Source organism: Xanthobacter tagetidis (assembly GCF_003667445.1).
Taxonomy (GTDB): domain Bacteria; phylum Pseudomonadota; class Alphaproteobacteria; order Rhizobiales; family Xanthobacteraceae; genus Xanthobacter; species Xanthobacter tagetidis.
This window is the reverse complement of record NZ_RCTF01000001.1, coordinates 575227-589664: the sequence shown is the minus strand read 5'-3', so window position 1 is coordinate 589664 and position 14438 is coordinate 575227. Positions and strand designations below refer to the sequence as shown.

General features: G+C 67.7%; 12 protein-coding genes. 10 read left to right on the top strand and 2 right to left on the bottom strand.

Going from position 1 to position 14438, the window contains the following annotated elements; all coding sequences use genetic code 11:
• Window positions 1-91 precede the first annotated feature (91 nt).
• On the top strand, window positions 92-718 hold the full coding sequence (locus tag D9R14_RS02740) for a hypothetical protein (RefSeq protein ID WP_147452929.1): 627 nt from the start codon (window positions 92-94) through the stop codon (window positions 716-718).
• Window positions 719-1238: 520 nt separating this feature from the next.
• Here the strand turns inward: D9R14_RS02740 and D9R14_RS02735 are convergent.
• Window positions 1239-2210, bottom strand: coding sequence for an IS1595 family transposase (locus D9R14_RS02735; protein ID WP_121621733.1), 972 nt, complete (start codon window positions 2208-2210; stop codon window positions 1239-1241).
• Window positions 2211-2522: 312 nt separating this feature from the next.
• On the opposite strand from D9R14_RS02735, the gene D9R14_RS02730 reads away from it, so the two are divergent.
• Window positions 2523-2885 carry a hypothetical protein gene (locus D9R14_RS02730; protein ID WP_147452928.1) on the top strand — a complete coding sequence of 121 codons (363 nt, stop codon included), beginning with the start codon at window positions 2523-2525 and terminating at the stop codon, window positions 2883-2885.
• Window positions 2886-2967: 82 nt separating this feature from the next.
• On the opposite strand, the gene D9R14_RS02725 is transcribed toward D9R14_RS02730, so the two are convergent.
• Window positions 2968-3381 (bottom strand): Ros/MucR family transcriptional regulator, encoded by a 414-nt coding sequence (locus tag D9R14_RS02725; protein WP_121621731.1) that lies wholly within the window; start codon window positions 3379-3381, stop codon window positions 2968-2970.
• A 399-nt stretch (window positions 3382-3780) separates the two neighbouring features.
• Here D9R14_RS02725 and msrB point away from each other — a divergent pair, with 399 nt between their 5' ends.
• The 8 genes from msrB (at window position 3781) to rsmA (ending at window position 14417) form a co-directional block, all read left to right on the top strand.
• Window positions 3781-4242, top strand: coding sequence for a peptide-methionine (R)-S-oxide reductase MsrB (msrB, locus tag D9R14_RS02720; protein ID WP_121621730.1), 462 nt, complete (start codon window positions 3781-3783; stop codon window positions 4240-4242).
• Window positions 4229-6349: a S9 family peptidase gene (locus D9R14_RS02715; protein WP_121621729.1), complete on the top strand. Its 2121-nt coding sequence runs from the start codon at window positions 4229-4231 to the stop codon at window positions 6347-6349. Before msrB ends, D9R14_RS02715 begins: the two co-directional genes overlap by 14 nt.
• 279 nt (window positions 6350-6628) lie before the next feature.
• Window positions 6629-7798: an LptF/LptG family permease gene (locus tag D9R14_RS02710; protein WP_121621728.1), complete on the top strand. Its 1170-nt coding sequence runs from the start codon at window positions 6629-6631 to the stop codon at window positions 7796-7798.
• Entirely contained in the window at window positions 7795-8886 is a 1092-nt protein-coding gene (gene lptG, locus D9R14_RS02705; protein WP_121621727.1) for an LPS export ABC transporter permease LptG, read from the top strand. Before D9R14_RS02710 ends, lptG begins: the two co-directional genes overlap by 4 nt.
• Before the next feature lie 203 nt (window positions 8887-9089).
• Window positions 9090-11375 (top strand): LPS-assembly protein LptD, encoded by a 2286-nt coding sequence (locus D9R14_RS02700; protein WP_245420494.1) that lies wholly within the window; start codon window positions 9090-9092, stop codon window positions 11373-11375.
• A gap of 233 nt (window positions 11376-11608) precedes the next feature.
• Window positions 11609-12508: a SurA N-terminal domain-containing protein gene (locus tag D9R14_RS02695; RefSeq protein WP_121621725.1), complete on the top strand. Its 900-nt coding sequence runs from the start codon at window positions 11609-11611 to the stop codon at window positions 12506-12508.
• Window positions 12508-13545, top strand: coding sequence for a 4-hydroxythreonine-4-phosphate dehydrogenase PdxA (pdxA, locus tag D9R14_RS02690; RefSeq protein ID WP_121621724.1), 1038 nt, complete (start codon window positions 12508-12510; stop codon window positions 13543-13545). Before D9R14_RS02695 ends, pdxA begins: the two co-directional genes overlap by 1 nt.
• Window positions 13542-14417 carry a 16S rRNA (adenine(1518)-N(6)/adenine(1519)-N(6))-dimethyltransferase RsmA gene (gene rsmA / locus D9R14_RS02685; RefSeq protein WP_121621723.1) on the top strand — a complete coding sequence of 292 codons (876 nt, stop codon included), beginning with the start codon at window positions 13542-13544 and terminating at the stop codon, window positions 14415-14417. The genes pdxA and rsmA overlap by 4 nt, the downstream gene beginning before the upstream one ends.
• Window positions 14418-14438 lie beyond the last annotated feature (21 nt).

The following is a 14438-nucleotide window of genomic DNA, read 5'->3' as shown; positions in this document are numbered from 1 at the left end:
CGCCACGGCTCTAGCGAGGTTCTCCTCATGCGAGGAGACCGCGAATGGCGCGCGCGTGCCCACTCATTGCGTCTACCCCTCGTTTGAGACCGTGTTTGTTTATGTCGTGAAGCATGGTGATGGCTTCATCGTCCACGATGGCGGGGGGGCTTTTCGCTCGGCGTGGATCCACGGCCGTGATGATGGGCTTATTCGCCGCAGCCTTACCCGCGCCTCTGAGCGGTTCTTTTCGGAAGTCCGCGACGATATGGTTTCCACCACAGCGGACTCTATCGAATGGTTGCAGGCCGCGATTATCTCAGTGGCGAACGCATCTGCGAGCGGGGCCGCTTTGGCTGTAGAGAAAATTTCAGCCGCCACTGAAAAGGCGCTAGCCTTGAAAATTCAAGGCGTCTTGCTCCGGCTTTTTCCGGAGAAGAGCGTGGCCCGCGAATTCTCAGTCGCAGGCCGCAGCGGAAAAACCCATACGTTCGACTTTGCGGTGCGCGACATGGGCAGAACCATTTTGCTGGACGCCATCGCACCCCATCACGTGTCGATCGCAGCCAAGTACGTTGCCTTCTCAGACAGCAAGTATGACGGGTCTGGTGTGATCGACCGGTTTGCCGTTTTCGATAAGCCTATCGACGCGTCAGACAGAGCTTTGATCGAGCAAGTCGCGGATTTGGTGCCCTTGGCTTCGCTAGAGCGAGGGCTGCAAAGGGCTGTACTGAAGTGAGTGATGAGGTCGATAAGTTTGCGGTTACGGTGCGGCGCTTGCTCGGCACAACCCCCAAACCTCATAGCGAGAAGCGGGGGCCGGACAAACCGAGCCCCCGCCCGTCATGTAAGAAGCGCGATGAGGACCGCGGCAGCCCTAAGGCTGGCGGCAACGTCGATCTTCAAAGTGACCACGACGCGGAATGATGACCGCATGGGTCTTCCTCCGGTCGCGGCGCGCCGCGAACCATTGGGTTAGCGGTGTCGGCCCCCATCGAACGGATAAGCCGCCGTTCATGGGTGCATCGGCCCACCATTAGCGGTGCGCACCCGCTTCAAGTGGTCCCACGTCGCCCTTCCGGGGCCTCATCCAGCGCGGATGATTTCCGGGAAGCGTGGGCTTGCGGGGTGTCCTTCATCATCCAGCGCCGGGCGAACGGCGCTAGGCTTTGATAGGCCCGCACGTTGATGGTGGGCCGATTCATTCTGGGTTGTCTAGACCGCGCTTGCGCAATCGCTGAATTGCTCGCGCAATTTGCTTAGCCGAGCGGGGCTTCACCAATCCGCCGATAAGTCAGGCGCTTGCCTTCGATGCCCTTGAGGGCGTCGTCGGTGCGCGCGCGATCGCTCATGCCGAGCGCGGTACGGCGGTTGTAGCGGAAGTCGAATTCGGTCAGGTAGCGGTGCAGATGGGCCTCGCCGCAGTGCTGGTATACGCCGCGCATGCCGCGCTTGAAAACCGAGAACACGCTTTCAATCGTGTTGCTGTGGACATCGCCGCGAGCATACTCCCCGGCCGAGTGGCGCACAGAGTGATGGGCGTCGAACTCCTTGCCGGTCTCGACGTACAGCTTGCTCTCGTCGGTGTGGAGCGTGCTCTTGCGCGAGGCGTTCTGAACGAGGATTTCGCGGACGCTCTCCTTGGTGGCCTTCTCAACGTGGAAAGTGCGCACCTTGCCGCCGCGCTCCACGAGCCCCACCACGGCGCGCTTGCCAGTGGGGCCACGGCGCCCGCCCTTTGAGAACGGCTTGCCGCTGGTGCGCGTCTTGGGCTGGATATCGGTCTTTCCGAAGTAGGTCTCGTCGGCTTCCACGACCTTGCCCTCTCCACCGAGCGGGCCGGCGGACGCAACATCTTCGCGCATGGCCTCGCGGATGCGATGAGCCATGAACCAGGCCGTCTTGTACGTGATGCCGAGCATGCGGTGCAGCTGGTGGGCCGAGATGCCCTTCTTGCTGGCGCACATAAGGTGCGTCGCGAGCAGCCACTTGTTGAGCGGGATCTTGGAGCGCTCGAACACGGTGCCAACGGTCACGGTGAACTGTTCGCGGCAAGCGTTGCACTGATAGACGCCAGGACGATGCGCCTTCCCCTTGAGCGCGCGGATCGCGTCGGGATCGGCATTGCCGCAGTGCGGGCAAGTCGGGCCGTTCGGCCAACGCTGCGCTTCCAGGTAGGCGCGGGCCTTGTCCACGTCCTGGAAGATCGGGTTGGAGAGATCGGCGCTCATGACTTTTGTCCTAGGGGCGGTGGGCTGGAAGAACCGAGCCCGCTCAAATCGTTGAGCCAACATCGCAATCCGGGGGTGCTTTGTCAAGTATATAATGCGGTTTGAATTCCTACACCATCATGCCGTGGGCCACGGACCAGGGGATAAGCGGCGACCCAAGAATGCGCGACTTTTTAGGTAGAAATATTTATTTTCAATTACTTGAACGCTAGGCTTTCACCTTTCAAGCGGGAAGAAATAGGAACTTATCCCCTCCGGTCAGCACAGGCTTAACCCTTGATGCCAAACAGACGCTGCCGAGGGAGTTGTGCCATGCCGACCGAAACCGCAGCCGCGCCGCGCCGGTGCCCGGCTGTTACGCGCGGCTGGCGCGTGCGGGCCTTCCGCGCGGAAGAGTCCGACGACATGGTGAAGCGGCGCATGGAGGCGCTCCGGCTCGGGTCGCCGCACGCCGCGGAGATCGGGAGGGGCGAGATCGCTCGGGGCGGGATCGTTCGGGCCGACGTCGCGCGGACCGAGACTGCGCGGGCCGAGATTGCGCGCGCCTTGCGGCTGGCCCGCAAGGCGGTCCGCAGCCGCCATGGTGCGCCGGGCGACTACGATCCGGCGCGCCACGCGGCGCTGCTGCGTCTCGCGCGTGGCGCGCGAGACGGGGGCGATGGACGAATCCGTTAGAGCGCGATCCGATCGAATGGAATCGATTTGATCGGACAATGCGTGCTCTGGCCGCTGCCGCCCTGCGGGGCGGCAGGCGCGATCAGCGGCGCCGACGCTGCTGGCCGAGACCCATCTGCTTGGCGAGTTCGGAGCGCGAGGCGGCATAGCTGGGCGCGACCATGGGATAGTCGACCGGCAGACCCCACTTCTCGCGGTACTGCTCCGGGGTCATGTCGTACTGGGTGCGCAGATGGCGCTTCAGCGACTTGAACTTCTTGCCGTCCTCCAGGCACACGATGAAGTCGGGCATCACGGACTTCTTGACCGGAACGGCCGGCTTCAGGGGTTCGGCGGCCGGCTCGTCCTCGCCTTTGGCGACGCGCTGGAGCGCACCGTACACCTCGTTGATGAGGGCCGGCAGATCCGCCGCCGCCACCGTATTGTTGCTCACATAGGCCGACACGATGTCCGCCACGAGATCGATGTTGCTGGTCGTTTCCGTGATGTCGTTCATGGCACTTTCTTCGAGCAAGTTGACCGATCTGGAAAGATGGCGCTCGAACGCAGTTCCGCCCCGCGCCGCGCCGCACAAGGTCCGTCGTATTAAGGTCCGTCGCACTAGGTCCGCCGCGAAAAGGTCGCTGCACAAAGTCCGCGGCCCGACGCCGCGCGACATTCGATTAACCAGGTACGCGGGCGTTTTATGGTCGAGATTTTGGGATTGCAAGTAGATTTCGCTGCAATTGCACGCTGATCTTTCCAGGTCATCGCCGACACGCGATCTGGCGCCCTCAGCACTCTCTTCGCTGAAGTCCTCGTGGTCTGCCGCCCGCGCGCGGTCGCGGCTCCGCGGGCATCTTGCGGGAGGCCGGGGCGATATCTACTTGAAGGAAAACGCAAGCGAGGTCTCCCCATGGTCGACGTCCAGCGTGCGCCCTCGGCGCCCGAGGCCGAGCCGTCCGAGAAGGTGGTGCGCAGCGAGAGCGAATGGCGCTCCTGCCTCACCCCGGCCCAGTTCCACGTGCTGCGCCAGCAGGGCACCGAGCGCGCCTTCACCGGCCCCTACTGGGACGAGAAGCGCAAGGGGCTCTATTCCTGCGCCGCCTGCGGTGCCCCCCTGTTCCGCTCCGATGCAAAATATGATTCCGGCACCGGCTGGCCGAGCTTCTTCGCCCCGGTCTCGCCCGATGCCGTCGTCACTCACGAGGACGTGTCCCACGGCATGCGCCGCATCGAGGCGCGCTGCGCGCGCTGCGAGGGCCATCTCGGCCACGTCTTCCCGGACGGTCCCGCGCCCACCGGCCTACGCTTCTGCATGAACGGAACGGCGCTCGACCTCGCGCTCGATCAGGGGGGCGCGGGTGACGGCGCCTGAGCCGCCCCGCGCGCCGCGCAGAAGCGCCCCCGTCACCCACCACGGCATCACCCTCGACGATCCCTATGCCTGGCTGCGCGCGGACAACTGGCGCGAGGTGATGCGCGACCCGTCGGCGCTCGACGGCGATATCCGCGCCTATCTGGAGGCGGAGAATGCGTGGCAGGCGGCCTATTTCGCGCCGCTGGAGGGGCTGAAGGACGCGCTGGTGCGCGAGATGCGCGCGCGCATCAAGGAGGACGACAGCTCGGTGCCGCGGCCGGACGGCCCGTTTGCCTATTTCAGCCGCCACCGCGAAGGCGGCCAGCATCCCTTGCTGTGCCGCCGGCCGGCCCGCGGCGCGGGCGCCGAGACCATTCTGGTGGACGGTGACGCCGAGGCGGCGGGCAAGGCCTATTTCCGGCTCGCCCACTGGCGCCACGCGCCGGGCCACGGGCGCATCGCCTTCGCCGCCGACGAGACCGGCGCCGAGCTGTTCTCGATCCGCATCCGCGACGCGGCCGGTGGCGCGGACCTTCCAGACCGCATCGAGGGCACCACCGGAGACATGGTCTGGAGTGCGGACGGCGCTGCGCTCTATTACATCCGCCGCGACGCGGAGCACCGCCCCTCCAAGGTGTTCCGCCATCGGATCGGCACCGATCCGGCCGACGACGCGCTGATCTATGACGAGCCGGACAAAGGCTTCTTCGTCTCGCTCGGGGAAACCCAGTCGGGCGCGTTCGGGCTCATTGCCTGCGGCGACCACGAGACCTCCGAGGTGCGGCTGATCGACCTCGCCGACGGCACCGCCGCGCCACGCCTCGTCGCCGCGCGCGAAACCGGCGTGCGCTATGAGGTGGAGCACCATCCGGACCTCGCCGGCGCGGACAGTCTCGTCATTCTCACCAATGCCGATGGCGCCGAGGACTTCAAGATCGTCACCGCGCCGGCCGCCGCGCCCGCGCGCGCCCACTGGCGCGATCTCGTGCCCCACGTGCCGGGGCGGATGATCCTGAGCGTCACCCTGTTCGCCCGCCACATGGCGCGGCTGGAGCGCGAGGCCGGGCTGCCGCGCATCGTCGTGCGCGCGCTCGCGGACGGCGCCGAGCACGCGGTCGGCTTCGCCGAGGAGGCCTATGCGCTGGGCCTCGACGGCGGCTTCGAGTTCGACACCGCCGAGATCCACTTCACCTACGCCTCCATGACCACGCCGGCCGAGGTGTGGCGCTATGACATGGACAGAAGGGACCGCACGCTGCTCAAGCGCCAGGAGGTGCCGAGCGGCCACGATCCGGAGGCCTACGTCACGCGGCGCGTATTCGCGCTGGCGCCGGACGGGGAGAGCGTGCCGGTCTCAATGCTTTACCGCGCGGGAACGCCGCTCGACGGCACGGCGCCGCTGCTGCTCTACGGCTACGGCGCCTACGGCATGAGCATGCCGGCGGGCTTCTCCACCACGCGCCTGTCGCTGGTGGACCGCGGCTTCGTCTACGCCATCGCCCATATCCGCGGCGGCACGGAGAAGGGCTGGCGCTGGTACACCGATGGCAAGCTCGACCGGAAGACCAACACCTTCACCGACTTCATCGCCTGCGCCGAGCATCTTGTCGCTGCAGGCTTCGCCCGCCGGGACGGCATCGTCGCCCATGGCGGGTCGGCGGGCGGCATGCTGATGGGGGCGGTGGCCAACATGCGGCCGGACCTGTTCGCGGGGATCGTCGCCGAGGTGCCGTTCGTCGACGTGCTCACCACCATGCTGGACGCGAGCCTGCCGCTCACCCCGCCGGAATGGCCCGAATGGGGCAATCCGATCGCGGACGAAGCCGCGTTCCGACGCATCCTCGCTTACTCTCCGGTGAACAATGTGCGCCGAGCGGCCTATCCCGCCATCTTCGCCCTCGCCGGCCTGACCGACCCGCGCGTGACCTATTGGGAGCCGGCCAAGTGGGTGGCGCACCTGCGGCACGAGACCACCGGCCGCGCCCCCATCCTGCTGCGCACCAACATGGAGGCGGGCCACGGCGGCGCCGCCGGGCGGTTCGACCGGCTGGACGAGGTCGCCCTGGTCTATGCCTTCGCCCTCGCCACCGTCGGCGCCGCCGCGCCGAAGCCGGTGCCGGCCTGATCGGGCACGGCGCCAGCCGGCTTGATCGGAACTGCCGTCATGCTCCGACTTGATCGGAGCATCCATCTTCGCCGTGGTGCCGGTTACGGGCCGGCCATGGGCCCTCCGATCAAGTCGGAGGGCGACGGCGGGGGCGGCGGGAGCCGGATGCGACGGCTGAATGGCTCTTGGCTTTAGAGGTATTCAAATGTTGAATTTGCGCCTCAAAGCGCTTCCGGCTATCCAGTGGCCCGATCAATTGCGAGCGGGGGGCGGCTCCGCGCTGCAAGGCGAAGGTTGATGGGCCGTCTCGACCGCTACATCCTGTCCACCGCGACCGTGGCATTCATCGGCGTCGTCGTGGTGCTCGCGGGCATGATCTGGGTGACGCAGGCCCTGCGCCAGCTTGATCTGGTGACGAGCCAGGGCCAGACCATCATCGCCTTCCTCGCCATCACCAGCCTCACCATGCCGACCCTGGTGCTGGTGATCGCGCCGGCGGCGCTGTTCATCGCCACCGCCTACACGCTCCTGAAGCTGAACGGCGACAGCGAGATCGTGGTGATGGCCTCGGCCGGCATGAGCCACTGGCGCCTGCTGCGTCCGCTGGCGCTTCTTGCGCTCATCGTCTCGCTGTTCTGCGAAATTCTCGCCATCGACGTGGTGCCGGCCAGCCTCTCCGGCTTCCGCGAGCAGGTCTCGCGGGTGCGCGCCGACGTGGTGTCGTTCATCGCCCAGCCGGGGCGGTTCGTGAACCTGACCCAGGGCCTCGTCTTCCATGTGCGCGAGCGCACGCCGAGCGGCGTCATGCACGGCGTGTTCATCAATGACGGGCGGGACGTAAACGAGATCTCCACATATCTCGCCGATCGTGGGCAGATCGTCGAGAACGAGGCGGGTATCTTCCTGGTGCTGGAGAGCGGGTCCATCCATCGCCGCGGCAGCGACAAGGCGGCCAGCACCTCCGTGGTGGAGTTCCAGCGCTACGCCTTCGATCTGTCGTCGCTGGCACCGAGCGCGAAGGGCGATCTCATCCGCCCCATGGAACGCTCGTTCGCCTATGTGCTTGAACCGCCGAAGGACGACCCGTTCCTGATCCATACCCCGGGCCGCTTCCGCGAGGAGGTGCACAAGCGCCTCTCGGCCGGGCTCTATCCGTTCGCCTTCTTCGCCATCGCCGCGGCGGCGCTGGCGCGGCCGCGCACCACGCGGCAGAGCCGCGGCCTCGCGCTCACCGCCATCATCCCCGCCATGGCGGCGGTGCAGGCGGGCAACTTCGCCATTGCCGGCCAGCTCAAGGCGCACTTCGTCGCCGTGCCGCTGATATATGCCCTGCCGGTGGTCACGGTGCTGCTGTGCGCCATGGTGCTCCAGGGCTGGATCTCGCTCTCGGCGCCGCAATGGCTGCTGGACGGGCTCGACGGCCTCAAGGCGCGCTTCGCGCGCCGCCCGGCCACCGCCAACCCATGATCGGCCGCACCCTCGGGCTCTATTTCGCGCGCCGCTTCGCGTCCTCGGTGGCGATGATCTTCCTGTCGTGCGTCGCGCTCATCATGCTGGTGGACTTCCTGGAGATGGCCCGCCGCACGGCGGACCGCGAGCAGGTGACCACCAGCCTCGTGGCGCTCGTCACCATCTACCGCGCGCCCGCCTTCACCGAGCAGCTGCTGCCGTTCGCGGTGCTGTTCGGCGCCATTGCCACCTTCGTGCTCCTGTCGCGCCGGCTCGAACTGGTGGTGGCGCGGGCGGTGGGGCTTTCGGTGTGGCAGTTCATCCTGCCGCCGGTGCTGGTGGCGTTCGCCATCGGCATCTTCGCCACCGCGGTGTTCAACCCCATCTCCGCCGACTTCAAGGAGCGCGCGAACCAGATGGAGGGGGAGTTCTTCGGCTCCACCTCATTCTCGCTGACCCAGGACAAGAAGGAATTCTGGGTGCGCCAGCAGAGCGTCGACGGCCAGTCCATCATCCAGGCCGCCGCCTCCCAGCAGGGCGGGCGGGTTCTGACCGGAGTGGTGATCTACGAATTCGACGCCAACGACAAGCTGATCGAGCGCGTCGAGGCCCGCACCGCCAAGCTCGGCGACGGAGCATGGGCGCTCACCGACGCGCGGGTCCTGGTCCCCGGATTCGATCTTGAGACCTTCCCGACCTACCTCGTGGCCACCAACCTCGATCCGACCCAGATCCAGGACTCGCTGGTGGCGCCCGAGACCGTGTCCTTTTGGCAACTTCCGGGAGCCATTCGCAGTGCGGAACAATCGGGCTTCGGCGCGACGCGCTATCGCCTCCAGCTCCAGAGCCTTTTGGCCCGGCCATTTCTCCTCATCGCCATGGTGCTGATTGCCGCATCGGTCGGCCTGCGGGTGTTCCGGTTCGGGGGGGTGGGGCAGACGATTCTCGGTGGCGTCGCGGCGGGCTTTCTGCTTTATGTTGGGTCCAAGCTCGCCGAGGATCTCGGAGAGGCCGGCATCGTTCATCCCGTTGCCGCAGCGTGGTTTCCGGCGGTCGCGGGGATTTTTATGGGGGTCCTCATTCTTCTGCACAGGGAGGACGGATGACGGTCGGGATCTTCCCCGCCGCCGTGGAAAGCCAGCCGGCGCGCCGTAAGGGGCTGCGCCGGGCGGTGTTTTTCGCGCTCGCGGGGGTTGCCGCATTTGCTGTCTTGGCGTCCCTGGGCGCCGCCCCCGCTGCCGCGCAGGCGCGGGGAGGCAGCGGCACGTCCGGTCTCATGGCCGCGCCGAAGATGGACCCGAATCAGAAGATGCTCGTCACTGCCGACGAGATGGAATACGACTACCAGAAGGATACGGTCGCGGCGGTCGGCAACGTCCAGATCTATTATGACGGCTCCACCCTGGAGGCGAACCGGGTCGTGTTCGACCGCAAGGCGAACATGCTGGTGGCCGAGGGCAACGTCCGCATGAAGCAGAAGGACGGCAAGATCGTCACTGCCGACAACCTTCAGCTGACCCAGGACTTCAAGGAAGGCTTCGTCGCCTCGCTGCGCCTCGACACGCCCGAGAAGACCCACTTCACGGCCGCGCGCGCCGATCGCCAGCAGGGCAACGTCACGGTCTTCCAGAACGGCACCTACACCGCCTGCGAGCCCTGCAAGGACGACCCCAGCAAGCCGCCTCTGTGGCAGGTCCGCGCCAAGAAGATCATCCACAACGAAGACCAGCAGATGGTCTACTACCAGGACGCCACGGTCGAGTTCTTCGGCTTCCCGGTGGCCTGGTTCCCGTACATGTCCTCGCCGGACCCCACGGTGAAGCGCAAGACCGGCTTCCTGATGCCGGAGTTCCTCAGCTCGAGCCAGCTCGGCTACGGGGTCGGCACGCCGTTCTTCTGGAACATCGCGCCCGACCGCGACATGACCATCACGCCCACCTACCTGACGCAGCAGGGGCTGCTGATGCAGGGCGAGTGGCGCCAGCGGCTCATCAACGGCAGCTACACCATCCGCGCGGCGGGCATCATCCAGCAGGACAAGGACGCGTTCCTCAACGTCTATTCCAACGGCGTGGTGGAGCCGCTGCCGGGCTATCGCGACGAGCGCGGCGCGGTGCAGAGCAGCGGCGCCTTCGCTATCAACCAGTTCTGGACCATCGGCTGGGACGCGACCCTGGTCTCCGACCGGACCTTCCTGCGCGACTACAACCTCGTGCCGCTCTCCAAGACCGAGCAGGTGTCCACCGCCTACCTGACCGGGCAGGGCGACCGCTCCTATTTCGACCTGCGCGGCCTCTATTTCCTCGGCCTGTCGGTGACCGACGACCAGGACCGCCTGCCGATCGTGGGCACGCTCAACTACAACAAGGTGTTCGACAAGGCGCTGTGGGGCGGCGAATCGGGCGTGAAGGTGAACCTCACCACCCTCAGCCGCGATCAGGCCGACTTCATCGGCACGTCCGCCGCCACCTCCGCGGTGGGTGCCATCGGCGTGCCCACGGGGGCCTGCACCCTCGCCAATCCCAATGCCAGGGAGTGCCTGCTGCGCGGCGCGCCGGGCGACTACACGCGCCTGTCGGCCGAACTCTACTGGCGCAAGACCGTGACCGATTCCATCGGCCAGATGTGGACGCCCTTCGTGTCGGCGCGAGTGGACGTGGCCTCGGTCAATGTCAGCCCGCTGCCGCTCAGCTATTCCTACGGCCCGATCTTCCCGGGCCAGAACCCGCTGCAGTCCGGCAGCGAGGACCTGATCCGCGCCATGCCGGCGGTCGGCCTCGACTACCGCTATCCCTTTATCTCCGCCGAGAGCTGGGGCACGCAGACCATCGAGCCGCGCGCCCAGATCATCATCCGCCCGAACGAGACCGCCATCGGCGAGTTCCCGAACGAGGACGCGCAGAGCCTGGTGTTCGACGACACCAACCTGTTCGAGATCAGCAAGTATTCCGGCTGGGACCGGGTCGAGGGCGGCGGCCGCGCCAATGTGGGCCTCACCTACACCGCCGCCATCCACGGCGCTGGCCTGTTCACCGCGGTGATCGGCCAGTCCTACAGCCTGTTCGGCAAGAATTCCTACGCCTATGGCGACATGGCCAATACCGGCCTCGAATCCGGCCTCGAGACCGGCGCCTCGGACTATATCGCCCGCTTCAGCTACTCGCCGACCAAGAACCTCGAACTCACCACGCGTTTCCGCTTCGACGACGCGAACTTCTCCATGCAGCGCTTCGAGCTGCAGGGACGCGCCGAGGTGGACCGCCTGCAGGTGTCGGCGATCTATGGCCGCTACGAGGCGCAGCCGCTGCTGGGCTTTTACGAGCGGCGCGAGGGCATCCTGACCAATGGCAGCTACAAGCTGACCGACAACTGGTCCGTTAAGGGCGCGGTGCGCTACAATATCGGCCAGGACGCGTTCGACTACACGCTGCTCGGCCTCAGCTACATCGACGACTGCTTCACGCTCGCCTTCAACTACATCACCGACTATACGCTGAACGGCCCCAACGCCCCGCCGGACACCAAGGTCACGGTCCGGATCGGCCTGCGCACCCTCGGCGAGGGCGGCTTCTCCACCTCCTTCGGCGGCGACTGATCGGGCGCTCCGGCGCCCGCCGCGATCACAATGGGGCGAGAGCGCGCCGCTCCGGCCCGCCCCAAGGGTGGCGTCCGGGCGCGATTGATGGCAGAACGGCCCTGGCGCCGGCGGCCACCGCGGCCCCGGGCCGTCGCGGCCCCATTGCTGCCAGGAACGCAGTCCATCGTCGTCCGGAAGCTGTGCGGTCAACCCGGATCGTCGCTCTGCGCGCGCCAACTCGCGGATGCACCATGCCTTTTCTGATACGCGTGTTCATCGCTGCCGTTCTCGCCACCTTCGCCATGGCGCTGCCCGCCGCGGCGCAGAAGGTGGTGGTGGTGGTGAATGGCGACCCCATCACCTCCTATGACGTCAGCCAGCGCCAGCGCCTGCACCAGATGATCGAGCGCAAGTCCATCAGCCCCAAGGAGGCGCTGGACGAGCTGATCGACGACCGCATCAAGTTCCAGCAGGCGCGCCGGCTCCAGACCACCGTGGACCAGGCGGACATCGACCGCATGTATGCCGGCGTCGCCGAGCGCTCCGGACGCACCGCCGCCGAGCTGACCGCGAGCTTCGCCCAAGGCGGCCTCGACGCCCGCATCTTCAAGGACAAGCTGGCGGCCGACTATGTGTGGAGCCAGTATGTGCGCGGGCGCGCCGGCACCACCATGATCCGCGATTCCGACGTGGTCGCCGCGCTGCAGATGCGCGGGACGACCCAGCTCGTCGCCACCGAATACACCCTCTACCCCATCGTCTTCGTGGTGCCGCGCAACGGCGGCAACCACAGTGCCCGCCTGCAGGAGGCCAACGGCCTGCGCCAGCGCTTCACCAACTGCGAGGCGGGACTGGCCATGGCCAAGGGCCTCAAGGAAGTGGTGGTGCGCCAGCCGATCCTGCGCCTGTCCTCCGACATGCCGACGAGCCTGCGCCAACTGCTCGACAAGACCGAGGTCGGCCGCCTCACGCCGCCCGAGGTGAGCCAGTTCGGCGTCGAGACCTTCGCGATCTGCAACAAGACCGAGGTGCGGGGCGAAAGCTCCCAGAAGCGCGAGATCAAGGACCAGCTCAGCACCGCGCAGTTCACGGCCGAATCCAAGAAGATGATCGCCGAGCTGAGAAAGACCTCGCTCATCGAATATCGCTGATGGCCCCGTCCGCGCCGGCGCGACCGCTCGCTCTCGCGCTCGGCGAGCCGGCCGGGATCGGGCCGGACATTGCCCTCATGGCGTGGCGCGCGCGCCGCGCCCGCGAAGTGCCCCCCTTCATCGCCGTCGGCGATCCGGGTCTGCTCGGGAATCGCGCCCGCCGCCTTGGGTTCGAGGTGCCGCTCGTCCGCGCCGCGCCCGAGGAGGCAGCCGCCCTGTTCGCCGAGGCGCTGCCCGTTCTCGCCGCCGGCCCCTCCGCCACCGCGGCCCCCGGCCGGCCCGACGCCGGAAGCGCGGCCTGCGTGCTGGAGGCGCTCGCCGCGGCCCTCGATCTCGTCACATCGGGCCGCGCCGACGCGCTCGTCACCTGCCCGCTGGCGAAATCCGTGGTGCAGGCGGCGGGCTTTCCCTTTCCGGGCCACACGGAATATCTCGCCGATCGTGCCCGCCGCCCGGACGGCACGGTGCCGCGCCCGGCCATGCTGATCTGGTCGCCGCTGCTCGCCGTGGTGCCCGCCACCATCCATGTCCCGCTGAAGGACGTGCCTGGCCTCCTCACCACCAGCCTCCTGGTGGAGACGGGGCGCATCGTCGCCCGTGACATGGCGCGGCGCTTCGGCCTCGCGCGGCCCCGCCTCGCCTTCTGCGGCCTCAACCCGCACGCGGGGGAGGGCGGCCTCATGGGCCTCGAGGACGAGGCCGTGGTGCGCCCGGCGGTCGCGGCGCTCCTGGCTGAGGGCATCGCCGCGGCCGGTCCGCTGCCCGCCGACACCCTGTTCCATCCTCAGGCGCGCGCGCACTACGACGTCGCCATCGGCATGTATCACGATCAGGTGCTGATCCCGGCCAAGACGCTGGCGTTCCACGACGGGGTGAACGCGACGCTGGGCCTGCCATTCATCCGCACCTCGCCGGACCACGGCACGGCGTTCGACATCGCCGGCACCGGCCGCGCCGATCCGTCGAGCCTGATCGCGGCGCTCAAGCTTGCGCGGCGGCTCGCCGACACCGAGGCGGTGGGGGAGAAGGCGGCGTGAGCGCGCTCGACGACCTGCCGCCTTTGCGCGAGGTGATCCGCGCCCACGGCCTCTCGGCGCAGAAATCGCTGGGGCAGAATTTCCTTTTGGACCTCAACCTCACCGCCCGCGTCGCCCGCGCCTCCGGGCCGCTGGAAGGCGCCACGGTGGTCGAGGTCGGTCCCGGCCCCGGCGGCCTCACGCGGGCGCTGCTGGCGCTCGGCGCCGCCCGCATCATCGCCATCGAGCGCGACCGGCGCTGCATCGACGCGCTCGGCGAGATCGCGGCGCACTATCCCGGCCGCCTGGAGGTGATCGAGGGCGACGCGCTGAAGGTGGACGTGCGCCCCCTTCTCGGCGACGGCCCGGCGCGGGTGGTGGCGAACCTGCCCTACAACATCGCCACCGTGCTGCTGGTGGGCTGGCTCTCGGCCGATCCGTGGCCGCCCTGGTTCGCCTCGCTCACCCTCATGTTCCAGAAAGAGGTGGCGGAGCGCATCGTCGCCGCGCCCGGCTCGAAGGCCTATGGACGGCTCGCCGTTCTGGCGGGCTGGCGCTGCGCTGCGCGCATCGCGTTCGACGTCGCCCCGTCCGCCTTCGTGCCGCCGCCCAAGGTGACCTCCTCGGTGGTGCATCTCGTGCCGCGGGCCGCGCCGCTGCCGTGCGCGCTCTCGGTGCTGGAGAAGGTGACGGAGGCCGCCTTCGGCCAGCGCCGCAAGATGCTGCGCCAGAGCCTGAAGAGCCTCGGCTGCGATCCGCTCCCCTTGCTGGAGGCGGCCGGCGTCGAGCCCACCGCACGGGCGGAGGAGATCGACGTCGCCGGCTTCGTCGCGCTCGCCAACGCGCTCGCCGCCGCCCGCGCGTCGCGCGCCGAGGCCTCCGCCAGCGCCTGACGCGGCGCCTCCGGCCGGTCC

Bases quoted from the DNA above. Each gene is read 5' to 3' on its own strand.
- D9R14_RS02735 (WP_121621733.1), bottom strand. From the start codon at position 2,210: ATGAGCGCCGATCTCTCCAACCCGATCTTCCAGGACGTGGACAAGGCC.
- D9R14_RS02730 (WP_147452928.1), top strand. From the start codon at position 2,523: ATGCCGACCGAAACCGCAGCCGCGCCGCGCCGGTGCCCGGCTGTTACG.
- D9R14_RS02725 (WP_121621731.1), bottom strand. From the start codon at position 3,381: ATGAACGACATCACGGAAACGACCAGCAACATCGATCTCGTGGCGGAC.
- msrB (WP_121621730.1), top strand. From the start codon at position 3,781: ATGGTCGACGTCCAGCGTGCGCCCTCGGCGCCCGAGGCCGAGCCGTCC.
- D9R14_RS02710 (WP_121621728.1), top strand. From the start codon at position 6,629: ATGGGCCGTCTCGACCGCTACATCCTGTCCACCGCGACCGTGGCATTC.
- lptG (WP_121621727.1), top strand. From the start codon at position 7,795: ATGATCGGCCGCACCCTCGGGCTCTATTTCGCGCGCCGCTTCGCGTCC.
- D9R14_RS02700 (WP_245420494.1), top strand. From the start codon at position 9,090: ATGCTCGTCACTGCCGACGAGATGGAATACGACTACCAGAAGGATACG.
- D9R14_RS02695 (WP_121621725.1), top strand. From the start codon at position 11,609: ATGCCTTTTCTGATACGCGTGTTCATCGCTGCCGTTCTCGCCACCTTC.
- pdxA (WP_121621724.1), top strand. From the start codon at position 12,508: ATGGCCCCGTCCGCGCCGGCGCGACCGCTCGCTCTCGCGCTCGGCGAG.